Raw genomic sequence first — 23003 nt, 5'->3', positions numbered from 1 at the left:
CATGACCATCGAAGCCATCAACGAACAGCTGCTCCGCGCCATTGGTGTCGGGGTGGCCCTTTTGGATCGAGAGACCCTTCAGTTTGGGTTCCGCAATGACACGTTTGATGACTGGTTCAGCGGGACCGATCCCTCTGATCACTTGCAGCATCTGTTTCCTGATCTCGATATGCCCGCGGTCCAGCAAAGCCTGGCGGACAAGGGCCGTTTCACGTCCGAGATCAGTTTCAAGAAAAAGCGCCGAACCCTGGTGATCGCTCTGGATTGCACGGTTGCGCATGACGATGTGCTTGTTCTGGTCTGCCAAAACATCACCCGCATGAAAGAACTGGAATCGATGATCGATTCCTATTCGATGATGGTCGAACGCAACACGCGCGAGCTGAAGCGCGAAAAAGAGCAGGTGGAAAAACTGCTTCTCAATCTGATGCCGCGTTCCGTTTACGAGGAATACAAGACCTTCGGGGTGGTCACGCCGCAGCTTTATGATCCGGTATCCGTCTTGATGCTGGATTTTGTCGGGTTCACCGAGATGGTCGCCTCGCAGGACCCAAGCGTCACAGTGACCGAGCTGAACGACATCTACAGCGCTTTTGACCGGATCGGCGAACAATTCGGATGCGAGCGGATCAAGACCATCGGCGATGCCTATATCACCGTAGCCGGTCTGCCGGACCCGACCCCGGATCATGCCAAGGCGATTGCCAACACAGCTATTCGGTTCGTGCGGTACCTGAACCGGCGCAACCTGAGCCATCCGCATCAGTGGCGGTGCCGGATCGGGCTGGCCTCCGGGTCGGTTGTCGGGTCGGTCGTCGGGATCCAGAAATATGTCTATGACATCTTCGGCCCGGCGGTAAATCTGGCCTCACGCCTGCAGGAGTTTTCCGAGCCGATGCAGATCACCGTGCAGGATGAGGTTGCGCTTGTCCTGCGCGATCAATTCGACGTGCAGGAAATTGGCGCAAAACCCATCCGAGGGTTCGGGCAGCAAGAGCTTTGGACGCTTTTGGACAAGGGCTGAACCTGCACAGGATAGATTGAAATGAGCGTTTAGCGGAAAACGAGAATTCGCACTTTGCGGCATCTCCGGAACTGGGTAGCGTGACAGCAAAACCGGTCTCGGGTCGAGTGTCGTCAGCGCCATTCCCACGGCGCCTTCGGCGGTGGCCCTTATGCAAGAGGATTGCGTGTCACAAGGTTCAGCGTCAGCCGATCGTGCCGAAGCAGCGGCGCCGTCAAAGACAGGCGGCGTTCTGGGCCCGTGGACATGCACCGCGCTGGTGGTGGGAAACATCATCGGGTCCGGCTTTTTCCTGGCTCCGACCGCCCTGGCCTCGTTCGGGGGCGTGGCGATCGTGGGCTGGATCGTGATGTCGGTGGGCGCGCTGTGCCTTGGGCTGGTTTTTGCTCGCCTCAGCCGTGTGGCGCCGGAAACCGGCGGCCCTTATGCTTATACTCGCCTAGGGTTCGGAGATTTCGCCGGTTTCCTAGTAGCCTGGGGGTACTGGATTGCAGTTTGGGTTGCCATGCCGGCTATCGCGCTGGGGGCAACGGACTATATCCTCTATTTCTTTCCTGATCTCAGCAACATACCCGGCGGCACGACCAGTGTTGCACTGGCCATGATGATCGGCGTGGGCCTGCTGAATTTACGCGGGGCGGAAACCGTGGGCGTGTTTCAGCTGGTCATCGTCGCGGTCAAGCTGATCCCCTTTCTGGCCGTTTCCCTTGTGGGCCTGTTTTGGGTGGATTGGGGGCATTTCACGCCGCTGAATCCGACACCGATGTCATTTTTCATGGCGTTGGCGGGCACCGCGCCGTTCATCATGTTCGCCTTCACCGGCGTCGAATCCGCAACCGTTCCGGCAGGAGATGTCAAAGACCCACGCCGTACGATTGCGTTTGCAACCGTGACCGGAACGCTGTTGGCGGCGGTCATCTACACCTTTGGCACCCTGACCGTCATGGGCGTGATTGACCGGGATGCGCTGGCGCAGTCAAACGCGCCGTTTTCACAAGCGGCGAGCGTGATGTGGGGCGACTGGGCTGGATATGTGATCGCGGTGGCGGCGGTCTTGTCCTCAATCGCGGCGTTGAACGGTTGGACCCTGCTGATGGCGCAGGTTCCGCTTGCCGCTGCGCGTCACGGGCTGTTCCCGCGTTGGTTCTGTGTCCTTAATCGCAGGGGCGTGCCCGCAAAAGGTATCGTGATTTCGATGGGCCTGTCGGTGGCGCTGTTGTTGTTCAAATCTTTGGCGTCCAGCTCGTTGCTGGGGGTGTACGAATATCTGATCGACCTTTCGATTGTGACCGACATGGTCAGTTATCTGTTCTGCTGCTGCGTCGAGGGGCTGATCCTTGTGTCACTGGGCCGACGGATCGGATTTCTCAACCCCTGGACCTATCTGCCTGTGGCGGGCACGGCGTTTCTGTATTCCCTGCTGACCATCTATGGCGCCGGGGCCGAGGCCGTTATGTGGAGTTTTCTGCTGTTGCTTGCCGGGATACCGATCTTTGTTGTGAATCGTTTGTTCCAATCTGACCCGGCCCAGGAATGACCGGCGTGCGTGACACCCCCCTGACCCCGTCGCCCCGGATCGAGACATTGTCGCGCGCGGCCAACCCGGCGCTGTTCGAGGCCGCCATCGATCCACAACTGCTGACCGTCCTGATGCTGGCCAATCTGATGAGCCCGACGCTCTGGCAGCTAAAGGACAAGGTACTTGCGCGGGCGCGGGCCAGATATCCCGACGAAGTGGAACTGCAGCAAGCGCATATCACATTGGAAATGCTGGCTTATGTGAATCACCACTTCACCCATGATTACCCGATGAGCACGGCAAAGAAGGTCGGCGTGACCGATCTGCCATCTATACGCCAAAGGCTGGGTGCAGAGGGCGTGGATTATGCGCTGGATGTGATCACACGGCATTTCAAACGGCGGGGCGAGCAGGGATTGCTGACGCCGGATCTGGATATCTTTCCGGTACTGGAGCAGGACAGATTTCCGATCTTCAACTACTCGACCATCGATGGGTTGCGGGCGATGCGGCGGCTTTTGGGTCAAAAGAAACACAAGCCCATGGGTGTCACCATCTGCGCCGACGAAGCGACACTTGTGGCGACATTGGCCAATATCCTGCATGGGGTTTCTTTCGGGGACATCTTCCTGCTGGGAACACCTGCACATTACACGACCTTCCTGCGCAAGGATGGCGCTCGGTTCTGGTGTAACGGCAAACCTGAATATTTCGACCACGCGGCCTGGCAAAGACTATGTGCCGATCCCGCGGTCACCACCCCGGACGCTGAGTTTTCGCGTCGCTTGCCGTTTCTGGACCGGGTTGTCTCGCCGTTGGGAACCCTGTTTCTGGTCAACCGCGAATGGTCGATACCCAAGGCGGCATTCCAAGGGTTTCTGACCGAAAGCCGTGCCTTTTTCGGTTGCATTCTTGAGCCGCTGCAAAACGCGATTGAGGCCGGGATTTCCTATCTGCCCGACCGCGTGGGCCCCGACGATTTGAGGTGTTTGGATCAGCTGACAAGCGCGGCTGAGGCCCGCGCGGTTTTGTCGAACCTGGCCGCAGGTCGCGGGCTGTCGGTTTTCGATCAGGCGTTCTATTGCATGAGAGATTTGCAGGTTGCCTTTCCTGGCGGCTATCTTGCGGCGGCACTGCACGGCCCGAAGCTGCGTGAAGCGGCGGCAGATGTCGCGTCGCTGGACGATGCACTGGACGTCGTCGCGAACATCGCGGGCACCGGGGCTGTTTTGGGCGACAGAGACAGGATCGCGCTGCCCGATGAGGTGATCGTTTTCCAGACCGGGGACGACGTGGACAGGGGGCTGCTGCTTTTCTCATTGCTCCTGTCCAGCGCGGCGTTTTCGGGGCGCGACAAATTCGAGGCCGCTTTTGTTGTCACCGACCTATCCTCATACTGTTGCTGGCAGCACCGGATTGTCGATTTGAACGACCTTGAGCTTGTGGACGCGATCCAGGGGGAGGAGCGTATGCGGCTATCTCAGGCGGCTTTGTTGGAATAGGAATCCGGGGCAAAAGCCCTCTGATCAACCCGTTCGGTGCAATTGGTGCGGATTTCCAGATCCGCCATTGCGCGTTCGACCGATGCCCTGGGCAAAACCGCCAGGCAGGGTCGCGCGCCCGGATCTATCGTATTGTGGTCGCGAAGGATCGACCGGCAAATCACGCCCGGCACAAAGGGACCGTCACCCTTTTCAGCGATCAGTTTCCATGTCCGGGTTACACCGCGCCCGTCTTGCTGCCCTGCGACGCTGACCTGCATGCCGCCGCGATCCGTCCCAAAGGGATAAAGGGCGTTCGAGAGGAGGTGGAGCGCAGAATACCCGACAGGTGGCACTTCAAAGCGCCCGTACTGCCTGAGCCGCGCCAATTGACTAAGTGCCCAATTCATCAAGGAAAGTTCAAGCCCCGCGCGAAACATGACGCTTTTTGCGCCTGTTTTTGCGGGCAGCAACGCGATGTCGGGCACATCGACGCTGTAGGCGGTACGAACCAGCCCCGGTTCAAGCTCATAGATTTTCCGATCCGACCAACCGGTCATGGCCTGCCACGCGCCGTTGCGCCACACCTGATAGGGTTTCCCGACCCCGCTTACGATGCTTTTGATCACCGACATACCCCTGGGGGCCCGATTACCCGGCAGGATCGCGATATCGATCAGGTCGACCGCGTCCAAAGTTTGGATCAGGTCCTCAACGATGCAAGAGGACAGGCCAGGCACGCTGGACGCCCCGGACAAAACGTAAACACCTGCGGCTTTCGCCTTGGCATTCAAGGCCGCGATACCTTTGGTGAAAGCGGCGCTGTCCGACAGGTCGAGATAGTGGCAGCCATGGGCAATGCAGAGATTTGGGATCCTGTAAGGATCGTCGCCATACTGCTGGAACGGGCCAGCCGCATCGATCACAACGTCCGGTTTGACGTCGAACAGCACCTCTGGCGTTGCGTGGATGTCGAGTTTCAGTGTTTGCGCCCCGAGGTTCCGTGCCAGAGTGCGGCCCTTTTCAGGGTGACGTCCTGCCAGCCAAAGCCTGTGCCCGTCCCGCGCCAGCAAGCGGGCTGTCAGCGAACCGAAAACGCCATATCCGCCAATTATCACGATGTTCATGACGGCGTGTTCCCGATGATTTCGGCGTCGTGGAAGGTTGCATTCTGCCAGATCAGTTCTCCAAACAGAGGATGCGCCAATTCCAGGGTGAACCGGAACGTTCCGTCGCCAAGTTCCTCGTGACCCGCGATAAGGTCGCCGGGGCTGGCCCACGCGGGCAAAGGCAGGCGGCGTCGGCCGAATTTCAGGAAATAACGGTCGCTGACAAAATAAAGGCCACTCGCAGTTCCTTTGAGCCTGAGCGAAATGCCGATGCCGAACCCGATATATTCTTCCAATCCGGTGGGTCCTGCAAACCGCTTGGAGCTGCCGACCATCTGCGGAAATCCTGCGGCCCGGCCATATTGCCGAATCCAGAACTGCCCGTCCGTTGCCGCATCTTCGGTGACCGTGACAACAGCGGACCGACCCACCGAGGTCAGGTCAAAAGGCAGGGGTGCCCCGACGACACGCAATGCAAAGGCCAGCGCACGCCCGACCGGGTTCATCCGCATCTCTGTCACGCGCCCCTGATAGGCAAGACTGGCCCCGCCCAGCAATCTCTTGCTGAAACGGCGTTGTATAGCCTTAGGCAATCTGGCCCAGGCGGTGGCACCCAGCAGTTTCCTGAACCGGTTGTCATGGCCACTGGCCGGATCAGCCCGGCTGTGATCGGGTTTGATCCCGGGCGGGAAGGATTTTCTATGATTTACGAGCATTCTGTTTTTTCCGTTAAGAGAGAAATAGTGAGGCAAATTTTTTAGCTGCTCTTTTTGCCCCCTGCGAAATTGAGCAGTGAAACGACCTTGGTCCCCATCTTCATCAACATCACCAGCTTGGGGCGGGGCACCGTCAGCATGTCGCGAAACCAGGTGTCGGCTGTTGCCAGGAACTCCTGCATGTCCTGCATGCGTTGCAGAGCGATGGGGTCCAGCCCGCTTTCGGTTTCAGCCTGCGTCACACAAGCCCGCAGCGCTTGTGTCGCCGGATCAATCTCACGCTCTTTGCGCCCCTGGGCAATGCGGATCCCCATTTCCCAGACATCCACTTCGGCCTCGTAATGTTCACGACGGTCCCCCGGGACCGGTATGCGGCGAATGAGCCGCCAGCTTACCAGCTCTTTGAGCGAATTGGACACATTGGACCGCGCAATACCCAGCGATTCCGCGATCTGTTCAGCATTGAGCGGCGCCGAACTGAGGTAGAGAAGCGCATGTATCTGTGCCACCGAGCGATTGACGCCCCATTGGTTGCCCATGTCGCCCCAATAGAGAATGAATTGGCTTGCGGCGTCGGATTTCGTTATGTCAATAGTTTCTGTCATGACAGAAATATCAGGTAATACATGAAGAAGGTCAAGCTTTATCTTGATCGCGAAGGATGTGTGGGTGAAAAAAAGCAGCCCGAAGGATCCAGGCGTCAGCTTTCTTCAGCTGCCAGAAGCCGGTCTGCTATGGCGGTGGTGTCGTCCAAGTGGGCTTCGACAGCTGCCCGGGCGGCGCCGGGTTTTCCTGAGACGATGGCTTCGCAAATCTGTTCCATATGCGCGATGCCGGGGCGGATGCGGTCTGTGGTTGAAAGTGTCATCATCCGCAAACGGCTGATTCTGCCATTTAGGCGCTGGACGATTTCCCAGGCGATGTGATGACCCGCCCCGTCAAAAATCTCGGAATAAAAATCTGCGGTGGCGCGGAACAGCGATCCGGGTGTCTGGTCTGAGAACCCTTTTTTCAGCCGCTTCAACGCTTTTTTGAGGGACCGCGCGCGTTCCGGGGTGATTTTGCGGGCGCAATTTTCGGCAGCGGCGGTTTCTAACATGCGGCGGATATCGTAGATCTGGCGCGCGTCTTCCCAGCTCATGACCGCCACGATCGGGCCGCGACCGGGAAGGATTTCAACCAGACCTTCGGCCTCAAGATAACGGATCGTCTCGCGGATCACGGTTCTGCTGACGCCCAGCTGATCACAAAGCGGGCGTTCGACCAGCCGTTGGCCGGGCTCAAATACACCCTCGATGATCGCGTCGCGCATGCGATCCTGAACGATATCCCGAAGCGTCGAGGGGGGGTGATCTATCTTTGTGAGTTTTGGAGCGCTCATGAGAGCGAACTTACCCGCTTGCGTAAATTCTCACAAGGTATGATTGACAGCTCGTATGATGGTATACCAAATTACCAAGTGTCGAATCGTAAGGACAAGATCATGCCTGCCGAAATCCGCAAAACCCTGCTGCACGTTGAAAATACCCTGATCGAAGGGGGCAAAGCCGCCGAGGTTCCGTTGAGGATGATTGCAGCGGTAGCGGTGATCCGAAACCCGTGGGCCGGGCAGGGGTTTGTCGAAGACCTGAAGCCCGCCATCCAAGATTGCGCTCCGGGACTGGGATCAATGCTGACCGACATGATCCTTGACGCTGCGGGCGGTGGCGACAAGGTCGAAGGCTATGGCAAAGCGGCCATTGTGGGCGTGAATGGAGAGGTTGAGCACGGCTCGGCCCTGATCCACACGCTGCGCTTTGGCAATTTCTACCGCGAGGCCGTGGGCGCGAAATCCTATCTGGCCTTTACCAACACGCGCGGCCCGGCGAACGCGTCCATGCAGATCCCGCTGATGGACAAGAACGATGGGGGTCGTCGCAGCCACTATCTGACCATTCAATTGCAGGTGGCGGACGCGCCAGCACCGGATGAGATCATGATCGCGTTGGGGGCATCGATCGGGGGGCGTCCGCATCACCGTATTGGCGACCGGTATCAGGACCTCAAGGAACTGGGTCATGACGTTGACAACCCTGCAGCTGTCTGACCCTTTCGGGCAGGTCTCGTTCCGCGAAGCCGGAGTTTCCCATGCCGGGAAATCCGTGCCTGTGGTGCTGATCCATGGGGTCGGCATGCAGTCCGCGGCCTGGAAACCGCAGATCGAGGAGCTGTCGAAAACGCGCCATGTCATCGCGTTGGATATGCCCGGGCATGGAAACAGTGACCCGATCCCTTCCGGCTCGGACCTGCCCGTTTTTCTGGACTGGCTACTGGCGGTACTGGCTGCGCGTGGGCTGGCGCGCGTCAGCCTTGTGGGTCATTCCATGGGGGCATTGATCGCCGGGGGGTTCGCGGTGTGCCACCCGAACCGCGTCGCACGTGTGGCCTTGTTGAATGGCGTGTTCCGTCGGGACAAGGCGGCCAGGGCGTCGGTGATCGAACGGTCCGCGCTTATCGGAACCGGTTCTTTCGATCTGGACACACCCCTGCGCCGCTGGTTCGGAGACAGCCCAAGTGACAAAGCGGCCCAGGATAACGTGGCCGGTTGGTTGTCGCAGGTGGATATCGATGGCTACGCAACCGCGTACCGCGCGTTTGCGCACGGTGATGCGGTGTATGCGGATGGGTTTACCAAGATCACATGCCCGCTCTTGGCGCTGACCGGGCGGGATGATCCGAATTCGACCCCGCAGATGTCGCAGGCCATGGCCGAGGCTGCACCGCTGGGTCGGGCTGTCATCGTCGACGATCACAGGCATATGGTGAACCTCACTGCGCCAACGCAGGTGAACGCTGCTTTGGCAGAATGGCTGAGTATGCCGTCTGAACAGGGTGAACTGACATGACCGATTTTGATCCCGATACCCTCAAGAACCCGCGCGCCCTGCGCAATGCGTTTGGAACTTTCATGACCGGTGTGACGGTTGTGACGTCCCACGATGAGGTGGGCCAGCCGCTGGGCTTTACGGCAAATTCCTTCTCCTCCGTTTCGTTGGACCCGCCTTTGGTACTGGTCTGCCTCGCCAACACGTCCAGCAATTTTGAAATCTTTGCCAACACGCCGAAATTCGCGGTCAATATCCTGTCCGAGGCGCAGGTCGAGGTCTCAAACACCTTTGCCCGTCCGGTTGAGGATCGGTTCGCCACCGTTGACTGGCAGACGGGCCCCCATGGCTCACCCATTCTGGAGGGTGTGACCGCCTGGTTCGACTGCGCCATGCACAAGACCGTTGAGGCGGGCGATCACCTGATCCTGATTGGCGAGGTCAAAGCCTTTGATCAGGGTATCGCGCCGGGTTTGGGCTATGCCCGTGGGGCTTATGTAACCCCGGCGGCCGAGGCCGAGGCGCTGAGCAAGCGCACGGATATGGTGGTATCCGCCCTGATCGAGCGCGACGGCAAGATCCTGCTACAGGATGACGGCAACGGTCATCTTACAATTCCAAACACGGATGACGTCGCCGGCGGTGCAAATGCGGCTTTGGCCCGGTTGATCAGCGACAGCGGCATCCATGCCGAGCCCGGGTTTATCTATTCCGTTTTCCAGGACGAAGCGCGCAAGCACCAGCATATCTCATTCCTGTGTCAGGCGGATAGCGGCGACCCGGAAAAGGGTGTTTTCACCGAAATCGCCCCGTCCACCTTGATGGACGTATCAGACCCGGCGATCTGCACGATGCTGGAACGGTTCGCAGCCGAAAGCCAGATCGGGAACTTTGGGGTATATTACGGCAATGAGTTGAGTGGCGAGGTTAAGCCGCTTACCATGGGGAGTTAACAGGGCATGAAGTTCTCACTCTTTGCGCATATGGAACGGATCTCTGAGGATCAGGACCAGAAGCAGTTGTATGATGAGTTCATCCAATTGTGCAAAATCGCGGATGATGGCGGTATGCACGCGGTTTGGACGGGTGAGCATCATGGGATGAACTTCACCATCGCGCCGAATCCGTTTCTGAACCTGATCGACGTGGCTCGCCATACCAAAAACGTGCGTCTCGGCACCGGAACGATCGTCGCGCCGTTTTGGCATCCGATCCGTCTGGCCGGTGAGGCGGCGATGACCGACATGATCACCGACGGTCGTCTTGATCTGGGCATCGCGCGCGGTGCTTACAGTTTCGAATATGAACGCCTTGTGCCGGGCATGGACGCGTGGGAAGCGGGCCAGCGCATGCGAGAGCTTGTGCCCGCGGTGCAAAACCTGTGGGCTGGTGATTATGCGCAGGATGGTGAATTTCACTCGTTCCCCAAAACCACCTCGTCGCCGAAACCGATGCAGCCGGGCGGCCCTCCGATCTGGGTGGCGGCGCGCGATCCCAACAGCCATGAGTTTGCGGTTGCGAACGGCTGCAATGTGCAGGTGACACCGCTGTGGAACGGCGATGATGAGGTCGAGGACCTGATGGTCAAGTTCAAGGCCGCTTGTGAGAAGCATCCGGATATTGAGCGTCCGAAAATCATGCTGTTGCGCCACACCTATGTGGCCGAGGATGAGGCGGATGTGAAACAGGCTGCGGTCGAGCTGAACCGGTTTTACTGCTATTTCGGCGCCTGGTTCATGAACAAACGCGAGATCACCCAAGGGCTGATCGATCCGCTGAGCGATGAGGATATTGCCGCGCATCCGTTCTACACGCCAGAGAACATGGAACGCGATCTGGTGATTGGAACCGCCAACACCGTCATTGATCGCCTCAAAACATGTGAGGCGCTCGGATATGACGAGTATTCGTTCTGGATCGATTCCAGCATGCCGTTCGAGCGCAAGAAAGCCTCGCTTGAGCGGTTCATCAAAGACGTCATGCCGGCGTTTCAGTAAGGGAATGGCGTAGATGGAGCAGTTTCAGCACTATATCGGCGGCACATTCCGGGACGGCGCGGCACAGTTTGACAGTCTGGACCCGGCGACCGGGCAGGTTTGGGCCCGGATGCCCGACGCGGATGCCCAGGACGTCGATCAGGCCGTTGATGCGGCTGAGCAGGCGTTTTTTTTACCGGAATGGGCAGGAATGACCGCGTCAGCGCGGGGCAAACTGCTGTATCGTTTGGCCGATCTGATCGCCGAAAACGCCCCGCGTCTGGCCGAGTTGGAGACGCGGGATACCGGCAAGATCATTCGCGAAACCTCGGCCCAGATCGCTTATGTAGCCGAGTATTACCGCTATTACGCCGGGCTGGCGGACAAGATCGAAGGGGCCCATCTGCCGATCGACAAGCCCGATATGGAGGTGTGGCTACGCCGCGAACCCATCGGTGTTGTGGCCGCGATTGTGCCGTGGAATTCACAACTATTTCTATCGGCTGTCAAAATCGGCCCGGCGCTTGCTGCGGGGTGTACCGTTGTGCTGAAAGCCTCGGAAGCAGGTCCGGCCCCGATGCTGGAGTTCGCGCGCATCTTCGATCAGGCCGGTTTCCCGAAAGGCGTGCTGAACGTCATCACTGGCGGGCCGGTGGTCGGCGCGACGTTGACCAGCCATCCAAAAGTGGCCCATGTCGCGTTTACTGGTGGGCCCGAGACCGCGCGGCATATCGTGCGAAACTCGGCCGAAAACCTGGCTTCGACCTCTTTGGAACTGGGCGGGAAATCTCCGTTCATCGTGTTTGACGACGCTGATATCGACAGCGCGGTCAATGCGCAGGTTTCGGGGATTTTTGCGGCAACGGGGCAAAGCTGTGTGGCAGGGTCGCGGCTGGTGGTGCAGCGTTCGATCAAGGTTGAATTCCTTGCGCGGCTGAAAGAGAAAGCAGAAGCGGTTGTCATCGGCGCGCCCGATGACATGGCCACCGAGATCGGTCCGCTGTGCACGCTGGCCCAGCGAGATCACGCTGTGGATCTGATCCAACGCTCTGTCGCGCAAGGGGCGAGGCTGGTCACCGGAGGGGAGCCGATTGACGGCGCGGGGTTCTATTTTCCTCCGACCATTCTGGATTGTTCCGACGCCCCGAATGCGGATAGCCTGACGCATGAGTTTTTCGGTCCGGTTCTGTCAGTTGTTGCATTCGACACCGAAGCCGAGGCCGTTGCCACAGCCAACAACACGCAGTTTGGGTTGGCCGCGGGGCTATTCACTCAGAACCTGACCCGCGCCCACCGCATGACCCGCCAAATCCGCGCGGGGATCGTTTGGATCAACACCTATCGCGCCGTCAGCCCCATCGCCCCGTTCGGCGGGCATGGACTGTCAGGTCACGGGCGCGAAGGCGGCCTGCAAGCGGCGCTGGATTACACCAAAATCAAATCGGTCTGGTTGCGCACAAGCGACGATCCGATACCGGATCCGTTTGTCATGCGGTAGGGACATAGGCACCGGCGAGCAAAACAGCCGGCGCGCGTTGGCGCACCGGCAAAGCTTGTTCAGCGACCGCGAATGCGCGGATCCAGCGCGTCGCGTAGCCCGTCACCGAGATAGTTGACGCTGAGCACGGTCAACGAAATCGCCAGCCCCGGCCAGAACACACGCTCGGGGTATTGCTGCAGGTAATCGACACCGTCAAACAGCAACCGTCCCCATGTCGGGAAATCCGGCGGGAAGCCGAGGCCCAGAAAGGACAAGGCGCTTTCAGTGATGATCGCCGTGGCGATGCCCAGCGTGGCCGACACCATGATCGGCGACAGCACATTGGGCAGGATATGCCGCGTGATGATCTGGCTGTTGCTGGTGCCGATTGACCGGGCGGCCAGAACGAACTCGCGTTCCTTGATGGCCAGCACGTCCCCCCGCACGATCCGCGCGGTAGGCATCCACGACGTGATGCCGATGGCGCAGACGATCAGGATGAAAATCCCGCGCTCCAACCCGAAGGCAGCCGACAAAGGCTCGCGGAACAGCAGCATCATGACCAGCAGCAAGGGCAGCAGCGGCAGCGCCAGGAACAGATCGGTCAGGCGCATCAACGGCCCATCGAGCCGTTTGAAGAACCCGGCGACCACACCGATGAAGGACCCCAGGAACAGCGCCAGCAGCATAGCGGTGATGCCAACGGACACCGAGGTCTGACCCCCGGACATCATCCGTGCCAGGATATCACGGCCCAACTGATCGGTTCCAAACGGGTGCGCGAGGCTGGGCCCCTGATTGCGCGAGCGGATGTCGATCTGGGTCGGGTCGATGGTCCACAGGAACGGGCCGAGATAAACCGCCGCCACGATGAAGATGAACAGGATCGCCCCGATCATCGCGCCTTTGTGGGTTTTGAACTGGTCCCACACGTCCCGCCACTGGCTGCGTGGCGGGGTGGCGAGGTCGTCCATCACGCCCGATGTTGGCAATGCAGTAGATGCAGGTGCCAGCCCTTCGTCTGGGATCAGCGTGTCTGATTGATTTTGATCAGTCATAGCGAATCCTCGGGTCCAGAATGCCATACAGGACGTCTGCGATCAGGTTGAACAGCACGATCAGTACGGCAAAGATGAAGGTCAGGGTTTGTACCATCGGCAGGTCGTTGGCCTGAATGGCCCCGATCAGCAGCTGGCCGATGCCGTTCACCTTAAACACCTGCTCAGTGATAATGGCTCCGCCGAAAATGGCCGGAATACCCAGCGCAATCACGGTCACAACCGGGATCATCGAGTTGCGCAGGACGTGGACCATGACAACCGTGTACTCGCTGAGGCCCTTGGCGCGGGCGGTGCGGACGTAATCCTGATTGAGGTTGTCCAGCATCGAGGCGCGCATGAAGCGGGAAAGCTGCGCCGTGATCTGCAGCGCAAGGACCATGACAGGCATAATCATCTGCTTGAGCTGCACGACAAAGCTGTCCCAACTGTTGACCACATGGGTGGTGTCATAGATCGACGGGAACCAACCCAATTGGACCGAGAAGATCACGATCACCAGCACGCCGGAGAAAAACGGCGGAACCGAAAAGCCGACCATCGACACGAACGTGCCCATCTGGTCGAACCAGGAATACTGGCGATAGGCGGAATAGATGCCGATGGGCAGCGCGATCAGGATGGCGACCACATAGGCGGTGCCGACAACCCACAAGGTCTGCGGGATACGCTGAACCACGATGTCCATGACGGGCGAGCGGGTCTGCCACGAAATCACACGCAGGTCACCTTCGGAGAAGGTGGTGCCAAACATGTGGTCGATCAGAACCTGAGGCTCGATCCAGAAGAACTGCACGATCCATTTCCAGAAGCGGATATGCATCGGCTGACCGAGGCCGAGCGCCTCGCGCATCTTCTCTTTGACTTCGGGTGGAACGGTGAGCGGAACCTGCGCCATCGGATCGCCGGGTGCGAGTTCGAGGAGCAGGAAGATGACGAGGCTGATGAACAGCAGGGTTGGAACAGCCAACACCAGTCGTCTGATTGTAAAATTGAGCATTAAGAGGCGCCTTTATGTGCGTCTTCTTGTTGGGGTGGTGTGCAAAGGGCTGCGCCCCGATCTTGGTCGGGGCGCAGCTTTGCAACGTCAGGGCTTAGGAACCGGTCTTGCGGTACCAGTCCGCAATGTTCCACAGCTCGCTGTCCCAAACGTTCAGGACAACGCCACCCAGGGTGTTCGAATGCGCCGACAGACGACCGCGGTGCACCAGCGGGATCATGCCGCCATTCTGAACGATGATGTCGTTCAGCTGTTTCGCGATCTCAGCCCGCGCCTCGGCGCCTGCGGTTTCGGCCAGCTGGCCATGCAGCTTGTCGAATTCTTCGTTGCAGAAACGGCTGATGTTTTCACCTTGCCACTGTGTGTCCGGGCGCGGTGCCTTGTCGCACAGACCGTTGCCCAGATAGGACTGCGGGTCAGTGCCGTTGAAGGTGTTGGCGTACATTTCAACGTCAGCATAGAACTTCTGGAAGGTGTCAGGCGAACCCGGGTCACCACCGAAGAAGACCGATGCGTTGATGTTGCGCAGCTCGGATTCGATGCCGATCTGGCTCCACCATTCCTTGATCAGCGCCTGGAAGTCCTGACGGACGGCGTTGGTCGAGGTCTGGTAGACGATTTTCAGCGGAACACCGTCTTTTTCACGAATGCCGTCGCCATCGGTATCCACGATGCCAGCATCATCCAGCAGTTTGTTTGCACCATCGATATCCTGCGTGTCGCAGGTCATTGAGGTCGAGTTGACGGCAGCAGGTGCCGGAACCCAGTTGCAGGTCACTTTGCCCGCCTGGCCATAGCCGATTTCCACCAGCAGCGGTCGGTCGATGGCCATGGACATTGCCTTGTAAACGGCAGGGTCCTGCAGGAACGGGTGCGGATGCTTTGCCGTCGAACGCTCGCCTTCAGGCAGGTCGGGCGACGGGTTGGTCTGGTTCAGCATGATGCGTTCAACCAGCGGACCGAAACCGGCAACAGGGGTGCCTTTGCCGCCTGCTTCCATCTGCGCGATCACCTCGGGCGCCAGCTGCAGGTTCCAGGCATAGTCGAATTCGCCTGTTTCCATGACGGCGCGGCCAGCGGCGGTCGCGTCCCCGCCACCTTTGAAGGTGACAGTCGCAAAGGCCGGTTTCGACGCATCGCGGTAATTGTCATTGGCCGCAAAGGTGATCACGTCATTCGGCTTGAATTCGGTGACGACAAACGGGCCTGTGCCGATCGGGTTAAAGTTCTGCTCGGTGCATTCGGGGGCTTTGGCGCCCATGCAGTCAGCAAACTGAGCGGCCTGAAGGATCGGGCTTTCGCCACCTACAAAGGGGCCGTAGGGGAAGGGGGTCGGTGCATCAAACGTGACTTTGACGGTCAGGTCGTCCAGCGCTTCGACATTTGTGACGCCTTCATATTTGGTGACCTGCGCGCAGCCGCCTTCGGGATCCATGCAGTAGTTTGCGGTGAACACAACATCTGCCGAGGTGAAGGGCGTGCCGTCGGACCAGGTGATTCCCGGCGCGATTTTCCAGGTGATCGTTGTCAGATCTTCGCTGACGCCGCCGTTTTCAACGGTCGGGATCTCGGAGGCCAGGAAGGGCACCATGTTGCCATCCTGGTCGTAGCGGGCGAGCGGTTCAATCACCAGCGAGGCAGCTTCTACGTCTTTTGTACCACCCGACAGGAACGGGTTCATGATTGACGGAGCCTGCCAATAAATAATGCTGACATTGCCGTCCGATCCGCGCTCGGCAAAGGCCATCGGGGCCATTGCCGTGCTTGCAATCGCACCGAGCAAAAGGGTTTTGATCTTCATAATACACTCCATGTTGGACACCTGTGTGTCTCGATTATTTCCGCAATGCCTGCGGACTTGGCGTTGCCGCCGGAGGAGTAAACTGCTGATTCGAAACAAGAACGCAATTTGCGCGACGTGGTGTGCGCCATCTCCCCAAGGCGGTTACGACGGGTATCGAAACAGAGTTTTCGAAAATTGCAAGCCTTGCCGTAACGATCAACTGCATTGGGTTTGACTTTTCATGTCCTGCCGCCTTAGCGTTTGGCACTCAACCGAATTGAGCCGCCAAGAGGAGCGCGCGCGTGCTGGATCAGCCAATTGCCCAGATCAAAAAACTGCGGGTCGAGTTTCAAACCAAGGATGGCCCGGTGGTGGGCGTCGAGGATGTCTCGTTCGAGGTAAACCCCGGTGAAACCGTTTGTATCGTTGGCGAATCGGGGTCCGGCAAGTCGGTGTCTTCGCTGTCTCTGATGCGGCTGGTCGAGTTCGGCGGGGGCGAGATTGCGGGTGGTCAATTGCTGTTTGACCGCCGGGATGGCGACGAGATGAACCTGGCCGACGCCGATCAGGATCTGATGAAACAGATTCGCGGCAATGAGATCGGAATGATCTTTCAGGAGCCGATGACAGCCCTGAACCCCGTGTTTACGGTTGGTCGGCAGCTGACCGAAGGGCTGCGCATCCACAAGAACATGTCGAAGGCTGAGGCCGAGGAGCGCGCGCTGGAACTGCTGCGGCAAGTGCGCATCCCCGAGCCGGAACGGCGGCTGAAACAATATCCGCATGAGCTGTCCGGGGGGATGCGCCAGCGGGTCGTGATCGCAATGGCCATGGCCTGCGAGCCGCGTCTGCTGATCGCGGATGAGCCGACAACGGCGCTGGATGTGACCATTCAGGCCGAGATTCTGGCGCTGATGGATCGTCTCAAGCGCGAAACCGGCACGGCGGTGATGTTCATCACCCATGACATGGCCGTGGTGGCGCAAATGGCCGACCGCGTTGTGGTCATGTTCCGCGGCAACAAGGTCGAAGAGGGCACGGTTAACGAGATTTTCGAAAACCCGCAGCATGACTATACCAAAGCTCTGCTGGCGGCGGTTCCGAAGCTGGGCGAGATGCGGGGCAAAGCCGCGCCCGAGCCGATGAAACTGCTGGGTGTCGAAGGTCAGAACATTGCGCCCATCCCCGGCACGGAAGAGGTCTTGCTGACCGTCAAGAACCTGACCACGCGCTTTCCGGTCAAAGGCGGATTGCTGCGCCGCACGATTTCGAACGTGCACGCGGTCGAGGATGTGTCTTTCACGCTGAACAAAGGGCAGACCCTCAGCCTTGTTGGAGAATCCGGTTGCGGCAAGTCGTCAGCGGGGCGGTCGATCCTGCGATTGGTTGAGCCGATGATGGGCGAGGTTGATCTGGACGGCGTCGACATCATGAAACTGGATCAAAGCGGGCTGCGCAAGGCGCGGCTGGATATGCAGATGATCTTTCAGGATCCCTTCGCCTCGCTGAACCCGCAGATGCAGCTGATCGATCAGGTTGCCGAACCCATGCGCAATTACGGCGTTGCCACGGGGTCTGAATTGCAGGACCGGGTTGCCCAGCTGTTTGACAAGGTGCAATTGCCGCGCAGTTTCATGCGCCGCTTTCCGCATGAAATGTCGGGCGGTCAGCGTCAGCGGATCGCAATTGCGCGGGCTTTGGCGCTGAACCCGAAACTGATCATCGCGGATGAGGCGGTTTCGGCGCTGGACGTGTCCGTGCAAGCTCAGGTTTTGAACCTGATGATGGAGCTGCAGTCCGAACTGGGCCTCAGCTATCTGTTCATCAGCCATGATATGGCCGTTGTTGAACGGGTCAGCCATCATGTTGGCGTCATGTATCTGGGCCGCATTGTCGAGCTTGGCCCCCGCGCGCGGGTGTTCGAGAACCCGCAACACGCCTATACGCAGGCGCTGATGAAGGCGGTTCCGATCGCCGATCCCAATCAGCGGAAATCGGAAAAAGATCTGAACTTCAAACCGATTCCCTCGCCTATTCACCCCATCGGATATACGCCTGAGCCTTCGAACTATCGCGAGGTTGAGCCCGGCCATTTCATTCTGACCACCGATAGCGGGTACTGATATCGATGACGCAACGTCTGTCCCCGCTGGAGATCATGACCAAGCTGATCTCTTTCCCAACGGTGAGTCGCGATACCAACCTGCCGCTGGTGGACTGGGTTGAAGAGTATCTGAACAGCCACGGAATCACCGCCCATCGCTGGCCCGACCCCGATCAACCACATAAGGCGGCGCTTTACGCTCAGGTGGGGCCGGACCAGGAGGGCGCAATTGTTCTTTCGGGCCACACGGATGTGGTGCCGGTTGACGGTCAGCCCTGGGATACCGATCCCTTTACCGTGACCGAGAAGGACGGCAAGTATTTTGGCCGCGGCACCTGCGACATGAAAGGCTTTGATGCGCTGGCCATCTGGGCGCTGGTCGAGGCACATCACGCCGGTGTCAAACACCCCTTGCAACTGGCGCTGAGCTTTGACGAAGAGGTTGGCTGCACCGGTGCGCCGCCAATGATCGAGGCCATGCAGGGCGTTCTGCCCAAAGGGTCTGCGGTGATCGTGGGCGAGCCGTCGATGATGCAGGCCGTCACCGGCCACAAGGGCGGGTTCGGCTTTGACACGCATATTGTCGGGTTCGAAGTGCATAGCTCGATCATGCATACCGGTGTCAACGCGATCATGGCGGCCGCGCCGCTGATCGACTGGGCCAATCAGCGCAATGCCGAGAGCATGGCGGCACAGCCTTCGGATATCGCGGCGGTGTTCGACCCGCCCTGGACCACCTGCCATGTGGGGATGATCGAAGGCGGCACCGCCCATAATATCACCGCCAAGGATTGCCACTTCATGATGGATTTCCGCACCGTCCCGGACGAGGATAAGGCGGTCTGGCAACAGGCCTATTTTGACAAGGTGCGAGCGGTTGAGGCGCAAATGCAGGCGGTCCACCCGGATGCGCGGATTGAGTTGTCCGAGCACTTCTCGATCCCCGGTCTTGTCCCTGAACAGGATGGCGAGGCCGAGATGCTGGTGCGTGCGTTGACCGGCGACAATGCCAGCCATGTGGTCAGCTATGGCACCGAGGCCGGACAGTTTCAGGAGGCCGGGTATTCCGCCGTGATCTGCGGCCCCGGCAATATTGCACAGGCCCATCAGCCGAATGAGTTCATTACGATTGCTCAATTCAACGCAGGCCAAAAATTCATGGAACGTCTGGTAGAACGGCTCTGCGAATAACCTCAGAGGAGAGGTCGAACATGCCCGTCAAGAACCGCCTCGCCGAGATGCATGGCGAGATCACCCAATGGCGCCGTCACCTGCATATGCATCCTGAACTGATGTATGATGTTGAGAAAACGGCAGGGTTTGTTGTCGACCGGCTGAAAGAGTTCGGTGTCGATGAGATCACGCCGGGGATTGGTAAAACCGGCGTGGTTGCGGTGATCAAAGGCCGGCAGGACTCGCAGGGCCGGGTGATCGGCCTGCGCGCGGATATGGATGCGCTGCCGATTGAAGAGGCGACGGGGCTGGACTATGCCTCGACCGTTTCGGGCAAGATGCATGCTTGCGGGCATGACGGGCATACCTCGATGCTGTTGGGCGCGGCGCAATATCTGGCCGAGACGCGGAACTTCGACGGCACTGTGGTGTTGATTTTTCAACCTGCGGAAGAAGGCGGCGCGGGTGGTCTGGCCATGTGTCAGGACGGGATGATGGAGCGTTGGGGCATTCAGGAAGTCTATGGCATGCACAACATGCCCGGAATGCCGGTGGGTGAGTTCGCCATCCGGCCCGGTGCGCTGCTCGCCTCATCTGATGAGTTCGAGATCGTGGTGACGGGCAAGGGCGGCCATGCTGCCGCTCCGCATGAGGCGGTGGATACCACTCTGGTCGCGTCGCATATTGTTGTGGCGGTGCAATCGGTTGTGGCCCGCACTGTCGATCCGATCAAACGGTTGGTGCTGACCGTTGGAACTTTTGAAACCGACAGCGTCGCCTCGAACGTGATTGCACACACGGTGCGGTTGCGGGGCACGGTACGAACGCTGGACCCCGAATACCGCAAGATCGCCGAAGACCGCGTGCGGCGGATCGCGGAAGACACGGCCTCGGCCTTTGACGCGAAGGCGGTTATGACATGGACGCCGGGCTATCCGGTCACCGTCAACTCAGAGGCTGAAACCGGATATGCTGCCGAGGCGGCGCAAGCTGTGGCGGGCAAGGTCAACGACAGCACCGATCCGATCATGCCGTCCGAAGATTTCGCCTACATGCTTGAAGAACGGCCCGGAGCCTACATCTTTATCGGAAACGGGGACACGGCCATGTGCCATCACCCGGAATACAATTTCGACGATGACGCCATTCCTGCCGGATGCAGCTGGTTTGCTGAGCTGGTGGAACGACGATTGCCGGTCGCTTAATAGTCAGGAGGATGCCATGCCGATCAAAAACCGTTTAGCGGAAATGCACGAAGAGATCACAGGTTGGCGGCGTGACATCCATCAGCATCCCGAAATTCTATATGACACGCACCGCACCAGCGCCCTTGTCGCCGAAAAGCTGAAAGCGTTCGGCTGTGACGAGGTGGTGACTGGAATTGGCCGCACTGGCGTAGTTGGAGTGATCAAGGGCAAAACGGACACGCAGGGCCGGGTGATCGGATTGCGTGCCGATATGGATGCGCTGCCGATGCAGGAACAGACAGGGTTGAACTATGCGTCGAAAACCGATGGCGCGATGCATGCCTGTGGCCATGACGGACATACCGCAATGGTGCTGGGTGCGGCGAAATACCTGTCAGAGACGCGCAATTTCGACGGCACGGCGGTTGTGATTTTCCAGCCCGCCGAAGAAGGCGGCAACGGGGCCGAGGCGATGTGCAAAGACGGGCTGATGGACCGTTTCGGCATTCAGGAAGTCTATGCCATGCACAACGTGCCCGGCTTGCCCACGGGTCAGTTTGCCATCCGCTCGGGGCCACTGCTGGCAGCGGCGGACGAGTTTGACATCCATCTCGAGGGGCATGGCGGCCATGCGGCCAAGCCGCAAGAGACCGTGGATACAACGGTCATGCTGTCGCAACTGATCGTCGCGTTGCAGACTATTGTCTCGCGCAATGCGGACCCGATCCTGCAGGCCGTGCTGTCGGTCACCTCGGTCGAGACGTCGTCAAAGGCCTTCAATGTCATCCCGCAATCCGCACGGGTGCGTGGCACTGTGAGGACTCATTCAAACGACATGCGAGACCTGATCGAACAGCGGTTGAACGAGGTCGTTCAGGGCATCGCGCAAACCTTTGGCGGAACGGCGCGGGTCACCTATACCCGCGGCGTTCCGGTTACGATCAACGCCGAGGAACAGACAGGCTATGCCGCCGAGGCCGCCGTGTCTGTTGGGGGCAGCTGCGGCGAGGCGCCGATGGTCATGGGCGGCGAGGATTTCTCGTTCATGCTCGAGGAACGCCCCGGTGCCTTCATCATTCTGGGCAACGGCGACAGCGCCGGGCTGCACCACCCCGAATACAACTTCAACGACGAGATCATACCGATGGGATGCTCGTGGTTTGCCGAAATGGTCGAGCGCCGGATGCCGGCGGCTTGAGATAGGAGAGAGAAGATATGCCAGTTAAGAACCGTTTTGCCGAATTGCAGGCCGAAATCACCGAATGGCGACGGGATATTCACGAAAATCCCGAGATTTTGTTTGAAACCCACCGCACAAGTGCTCTTGTCGCGGAAAAACTGAAAGAATTCGGCTGCGACGAGGTTGTCACCGGAATTGGCCGCACCGGCGTTGTCGGCGTGATCAAGGGCAAGTCGGACAGCAAGGGCAAGGTCATCGGCCTGCGTGCGGATATGGACGCTTTGCCGATCCACGAGGCGACCGGGTTGGACTATGCCTCGAAAACCGATGGGGCGATGCATGCCTGCGGCCATGACGGTCACACCGCGATGCTGCTGGGCGCGGCGAAATACCTGTCCGAGACGCGCAATTTCGACGGCACTGTTGTGGTGATCTTCCAACCCGCAGAAGAAGGCGGCGGCGGCGGTCGTGAGATGTGCGAAGACGGTATGATGGACCGCTGGAACATCCAGGAGGTCTATGGAATGCACAACTGGCCGGGCAAACCGGTTGGCAGCTTCTCGATCCGTCCGGGCTCGTTCTTTGCGGCCACCGATCAGTTCGACATCACGTTCGAAGGGCGGGGCGGGCACGCGGCGAAACCGCAGGAGACAGTGGATACGACTGTGATGACGGCGCAGGCGGTGCTGGCGTTGCAGACCATCGCCTCGCGCAATGCTGATCCGATCGATCAGGTGGTGGTGTCAGTTACGTCGTTCGAAACTTCGTCCAAAGCCTTCAACGTGATCCCCCAAACCGTGCAGATCAAAGGCACTGTTCGCACCATGAGCAAAGAGATGCGGGATCTGGCGGAAAAGCGGATCAATGAGATTTGCAATGGCGTGGCGGCGACCTTTGGCGGTACGGCTGACGTCACCTATATCCGGGGCTACCCGGTGATGGTGAACAGCGATGAACAGACCGATTTTGCCGCCGATGTGGCGCGGTCCGTCTCGGGCGATTGCGAAGAGGCACCGCTGGTCATGGGCGGTGAAGACTTTGCCTTCATGCTCGAAGAACGCCCCGGGGCGTATATCCTTGTCGGAAACGGTGACACCGCAATGGTTCACCACCCTGAATACAACTTCAACGACGAAGCGATCCCCGCCGGTTGCAGCTGGTGGGCCGAAATCGTCGAACAGCGGATGCCCGCGGCTTAAAGGTCCGGGCCGGGGCCATCTAAGCACCCGTTCAAACAGATGTGTCGCAGGGAGCTGGTCTGCGGCACATAGCCGGTTTCAGACGCCCTGGTTTGGCCCGTCAATCTGCCCGTTTCTGATGCAATCGGCAAAATTTCGTGACTTTTGGGC

The 23003-nt window shown here is 59.2% G+C and carries 20 protein-coding genes; 13 read left to right on the top strand and 7 right to left on the bottom strand.

The features are described 5' to 3' along the window. Window position 1 precedes the first annotated feature (1 nt). The 3 genes from ACR0AG_RS02035 (at window position 2) to ACR0AG_RS02025 (ending at window position 4045) form a co-directional block, all read left to right on the top strand. Window positions 2–1024: an adenylate/guanylate cyclase domain-containing protein gene (locus ACR0AG_RS02035; protein ID WP_480835937.1), complete on the top strand. Its 1023-nt coding sequence runs from the start codon at window positions 2–4 to the stop codon at window positions 1022–1024. 166 nt (window positions 1025–1190) lie between these two features. Beyond that, a complete protein-coding gene (locus tag ACR0AG_RS02030; protein ID WP_480835935.1) occupies window positions 1191–2561 on the top strand; it encodes an amino acid permease in 1371 nt (456 codons plus the stop codon). A 5-nt stretch (window positions 2562–2566) separates the two neighbouring features. Then, window positions 2567–4045 carry a hypothetical protein gene (locus ACR0AG_RS02025; protein ID WP_480835933.1) on the top strand — a complete coding sequence of 493 codons (1479 nt, stop codon included), beginning with the start codon at window positions 2567–2569 and terminating at the stop codon, window positions 4043–4045. Here the strand turns inward: ACR0AG_RS02025 and ACR0AG_RS02020 are convergent. From ACR0AG_RS02020 to ACR0AG_RS02005, 4 genes are all read right to left on the bottom strand, one after another. Continuing rightward, window positions 4024–5151 (bottom strand): saccharopine dehydrogenase family protein, encoded by a 1128-nt coding sequence (locus ACR0AG_RS02020; protein ID WP_480835931.1) that lies wholly within the window; start codon window positions 5149–5151, stop codon window positions 4024–4026. The genes ACR0AG_RS02025 and ACR0AG_RS02020 overlap by 22 nt on opposite strands. After that, window positions 5148–5849 carry a DUF4166 domain-containing protein gene (locus ACR0AG_RS02015; RefSeq protein WP_480835929.1) on the bottom strand — a complete coding sequence of 234 codons (702 nt, stop codon included), beginning with the start codon at window positions 5847–5849 and terminating at the stop codon, window positions 5148–5150. The genes ACR0AG_RS02020 and ACR0AG_RS02015 overlap by 4 nt, the downstream gene beginning before the upstream one ends. Window positions 5850–5890: 41 nt before the next feature. Then, window positions 5891–6454, bottom strand: a complete 564-nt coding sequence (locus ACR0AG_RS02010; protein ID WP_480835928.1) for a GbsR/MarR family transcriptional regulator — start codon at window positions 6452–6454, stop codon at window positions 5891–5893. Window positions 6455–6549: 95 nt separating this feature from the next. Beyond that, the gene (locus tag ACR0AG_RS02005; protein ID WP_480835927.1) at window positions 6550–7230 is read right to left on the bottom strand and encodes a GntR family transcriptional regulator; all 681 of its coding nucleotides are present in this window, start codon (window positions 7228–7230) and stop codon (window positions 6550–6552) included. A gap of 102 nt (window positions 7231–7332) precedes the next feature. Between ACR0AG_RS02005 and ACR0AG_RS02000 the strand changes: the two genes are divergently transcribed. Genes ACR0AG_RS02000 through ACR0AG_RS01980 form a run of 5 tightly spaced genes read left to right on the top strand, consistent with a single transcriptional unit; the run spans window position 7333 to window position 12187 of the window. Further along, complete coding sequence (locus tag ACR0AG_RS02000) at window positions 7333–7935, top strand: amino acid synthesis family protein (protein WP_480836864.1); 603 nt, start codon at window positions 7333–7335, stop codon at window positions 7933–7935. After that, complete coding sequence (locus tag ACR0AG_RS01995; protein WP_480835925.1) at window positions 7907–8734, top strand: alpha/beta fold hydrolase; 828 nt, start codon at window positions 7907–7909, stop codon at window positions 8732–8734. The genes ACR0AG_RS02000 and ACR0AG_RS01995 overlap by 29 nt, the downstream gene beginning before the upstream one ends. Beyond that, entirely contained in the window at window positions 8731–9666 is a 936-nt protein-coding gene (locus tag ACR0AG_RS01990) for a flavin reductase (protein ID WP_480835922.1), read from the top strand. Before ACR0AG_RS01995 ends, ACR0AG_RS01990 begins: the two co-directional genes overlap by 4 nt. A 6-nt stretch (window positions 9667–9672) precedes the next feature. Continuing rightward, window positions 9673–10710: an LLM class flavin-dependent oxidoreductase gene (locus tag ACR0AG_RS01985; RefSeq protein WP_480835920.1), complete on the top strand. Its 1038-nt coding sequence runs from the start codon at window positions 9673–9675 to the stop codon at window positions 10708–10710. A gap of 13 nt (window positions 10711–10723) precedes the next feature. Next, window positions 10724–12187, top strand: coding sequence for an aldehyde dehydrogenase (locus ACR0AG_RS01980; RefSeq protein WP_480835918.1), 1464 nt, complete (start codon window positions 10724–10726; stop codon window positions 12185–12187). Window positions 12188–12246: 59 nt separating this feature from the next. Here ACR0AG_RS01980 and ACR0AG_RS01975 read toward each other — a convergent pair whose 3' ends face one another. The 3 genes from ACR0AG_RS01975 to ACR0AG_RS01965 all read right to left on the bottom strand — a co-directional run bounded on the left by ACR0AG_RS01975 (window position 12247) and on the right by ACR0AG_RS01965 (window position 16028). Further along, window positions 12247–13227, bottom strand: a complete 981-nt coding sequence (locus ACR0AG_RS01975; RefSeq protein WP_480835916.1) for an ABC transporter permease — start codon at window positions 13225–13227, stop codon at window positions 12247–12249. Continuing rightward, window positions 13220–14227: an ABC transporter permease gene (locus ACR0AG_RS01970; protein ID WP_170375080.1), complete on the bottom strand. Its 1008-nt coding sequence runs from the start codon at window positions 14225–14227 to the stop codon at window positions 13220–13222. The genes ACR0AG_RS01975 and ACR0AG_RS01970 overlap by 8 nt, the downstream gene beginning before the upstream one ends. Window positions 14228–14321: 94 nt before the next feature. Beyond that, complete coding sequence (locus tag ACR0AG_RS01965; protein ID WP_480835914.1) at window positions 14322–16028, bottom strand: peptide ABC transporter substrate-binding protein; 1707 nt, start codon at window positions 16026–16028, stop codon at window positions 14322–14324. 284 nt (window positions 16029–16312) lie between these two features. Between ACR0AG_RS01965 and ACR0AG_RS01960 the strand changes: the two genes are divergently transcribed. The 5 genes from ACR0AG_RS01960 to ACR0AG_RS01940 are packed head-to-tail and all read left to right on the top strand — an operon-like array spanning window position 16313 to window position 22853. Further along, window positions 16313–18133 (top strand): ABC transporter ATP-binding protein, encoded by a 1821-nt coding sequence (locus ACR0AG_RS01960; RefSeq protein ID WP_480835910.1) that lies wholly within the window; start codon window positions 16313–16315, stop codon window positions 18131–18133. 5 nt (window positions 18134–18138) lie between these two features. Then, a complete protein-coding gene (argE, locus tag ACR0AG_RS01955) occupies window positions 18139–19305 on the top strand; it encodes an acetylornithine deacetylase (RefSeq protein ID WP_480835908.1) in 1167 nt (388 codons plus the stop codon). 20 nt (window positions 19306–19325) lie between these two features. Then, window positions 19326–20492 carry a M20 aminoacylase family protein gene (locus tag ACR0AG_RS01950; protein WP_480835906.1) on the top strand — a complete coding sequence of 389 codons (1167 nt, stop codon included), beginning with the start codon at window positions 19326–19328 and terminating at the stop codon, window positions 20490–20492. Window positions 20493–20508: 16 nt separating this feature from the next. Beyond that, complete coding sequence (locus ACR0AG_RS01945; protein WP_480835902.1) at window positions 20509–21672, top strand: M20 aminoacylase family protein; 1164 nt, start codon at window positions 20509–20511, stop codon at window positions 21670–21672. A 17-nt stretch (window positions 21673–21689) separates the two neighbouring features. Then, a complete protein-coding gene (locus tag ACR0AG_RS01940; RefSeq protein WP_170707044.1) occupies window positions 21690–22853 on the top strand; it encodes a M20 aminoacylase family protein in 1164 nt (387 codons plus the stop codon). Window positions 22854–23003 lie beyond the last annotated feature (150 nt).

It is taken from the genome of Ruegeria sp. H6 (assembly GCF_056532975.1).
Note: the sequence above shows the minus strand (reverse complement) of the source record. Positions and strands in the feature narration are given on the sequence as shown.

Bases quoted from the DNA above. Each gene is read 5' to 3' on its own strand.
- ACR0AG_RS02035 (WP_480835937.1), top strand. From the start codon at position 2: ATGACCATCGAAGCCATCAACGAACAGCTGCTCCGCGCCATTGGTGTC.
- ACR0AG_RS02020 (WP_480835931.1), bottom strand. From the start codon at position 5,151: ATGAACATCGTGATAATTGGCGGATATGGCGTTTTCGGTTCGCTGACA.
- ACR0AG_RS02015 (WP_480835929.1), bottom strand. From the start codon at position 5,849: ATGCTCGTAAATCATAGAAAATCCTTCCCGCCCGGGATCAAACCCGAT.
- ACR0AG_RS02010 (WP_480835928.1), bottom strand. From the start codon at position 6,454: ATGACAGAAACTATTGACATAACGAAATCCGACGCCGCAAGCCAATTC.
- ACR0AG_RS02005 (WP_480835927.1), bottom strand. From the start codon at position 7,230: ATGAGCGCTCCAAAACTCACAAAGATAGATCACCCCCCCTCGACGCTT.
- ACR0AG_RS02000 (WP_480836864.1), top strand. From the start codon at position 7,333: ATGCCTGCCGAAATCCGCAAAACCCTGCTGCACGTTGAAAATACCCTG.
- ACR0AG_RS01995 (WP_480835925.1), top strand. From the start codon at position 7,907: ATGACGTTGACAACCCTGCAGCTGTCTGACCCTTTCGGGCAGGTCTCG.
- ACR0AG_RS01990 (WP_480835922.1), top strand. From the start codon at position 8,731: ATGACCGATTTTGATCCCGATACCCTCAAGAACCCGCGCGCCCTGCGC.
- ACR0AG_RS01985 (WP_480835920.1), top strand. From the start codon at position 9,673: ATGAAGTTCTCACTCTTTGCGCATATGGAACGGATCTCTGAGGATCAG.
- ACR0AG_RS01980 (WP_480835918.1), top strand. From the start codon at position 10,724: ATGGAGCAGTTTCAGCACTATATCGGCGGCACATTCCGGGACGGCGCG.
- ACR0AG_RS01975 (WP_480835916.1), bottom strand. From the start codon at position 13,227: ATGACTGATCAAAATCAATCAGACACGCTGATCCCAGACGAAGGGCTG.
- ACR0AG_RS01970 (WP_170375080.1), bottom strand. From the start codon at position 14,227: ATGCTCAATTTTACAATCAGACGACTGGTGTTGGCTGTTCCAACCCTG.
- ACR0AG_RS01965 (WP_480835914.1), bottom strand. From the start codon at position 16,028: ATGAAGATCAAAACCCTTTTGCTCGGTGCGATTGCAAGCACGGCAATG.
- argE (WP_480835908.1), top strand. From the start codon at position 18,139: ATGACGCAACGTCTGTCCCCGCTGGAGATCATGACCAAGCTGATCTCT.
- ACR0AG_RS01950 (WP_480835906.1), top strand. From the start codon at position 19,326: ATGCCCGTCAAGAACCGCCTCGCCGAGATGCATGGCGAGATCACCCAA.
- ACR0AG_RS01945 (WP_480835902.1), top strand. From the start codon at position 20,509: ATGCCGATCAAAAACCGTTTAGCGGAAATGCACGAAGAGATCACAGGT.
- ACR0AG_RS01940 (WP_170707044.1), top strand. From the start codon at position 21,690: ATGCCAGTTAAGAACCGTTTTGCCGAATTGCAGGCCGAAATCACCGAA.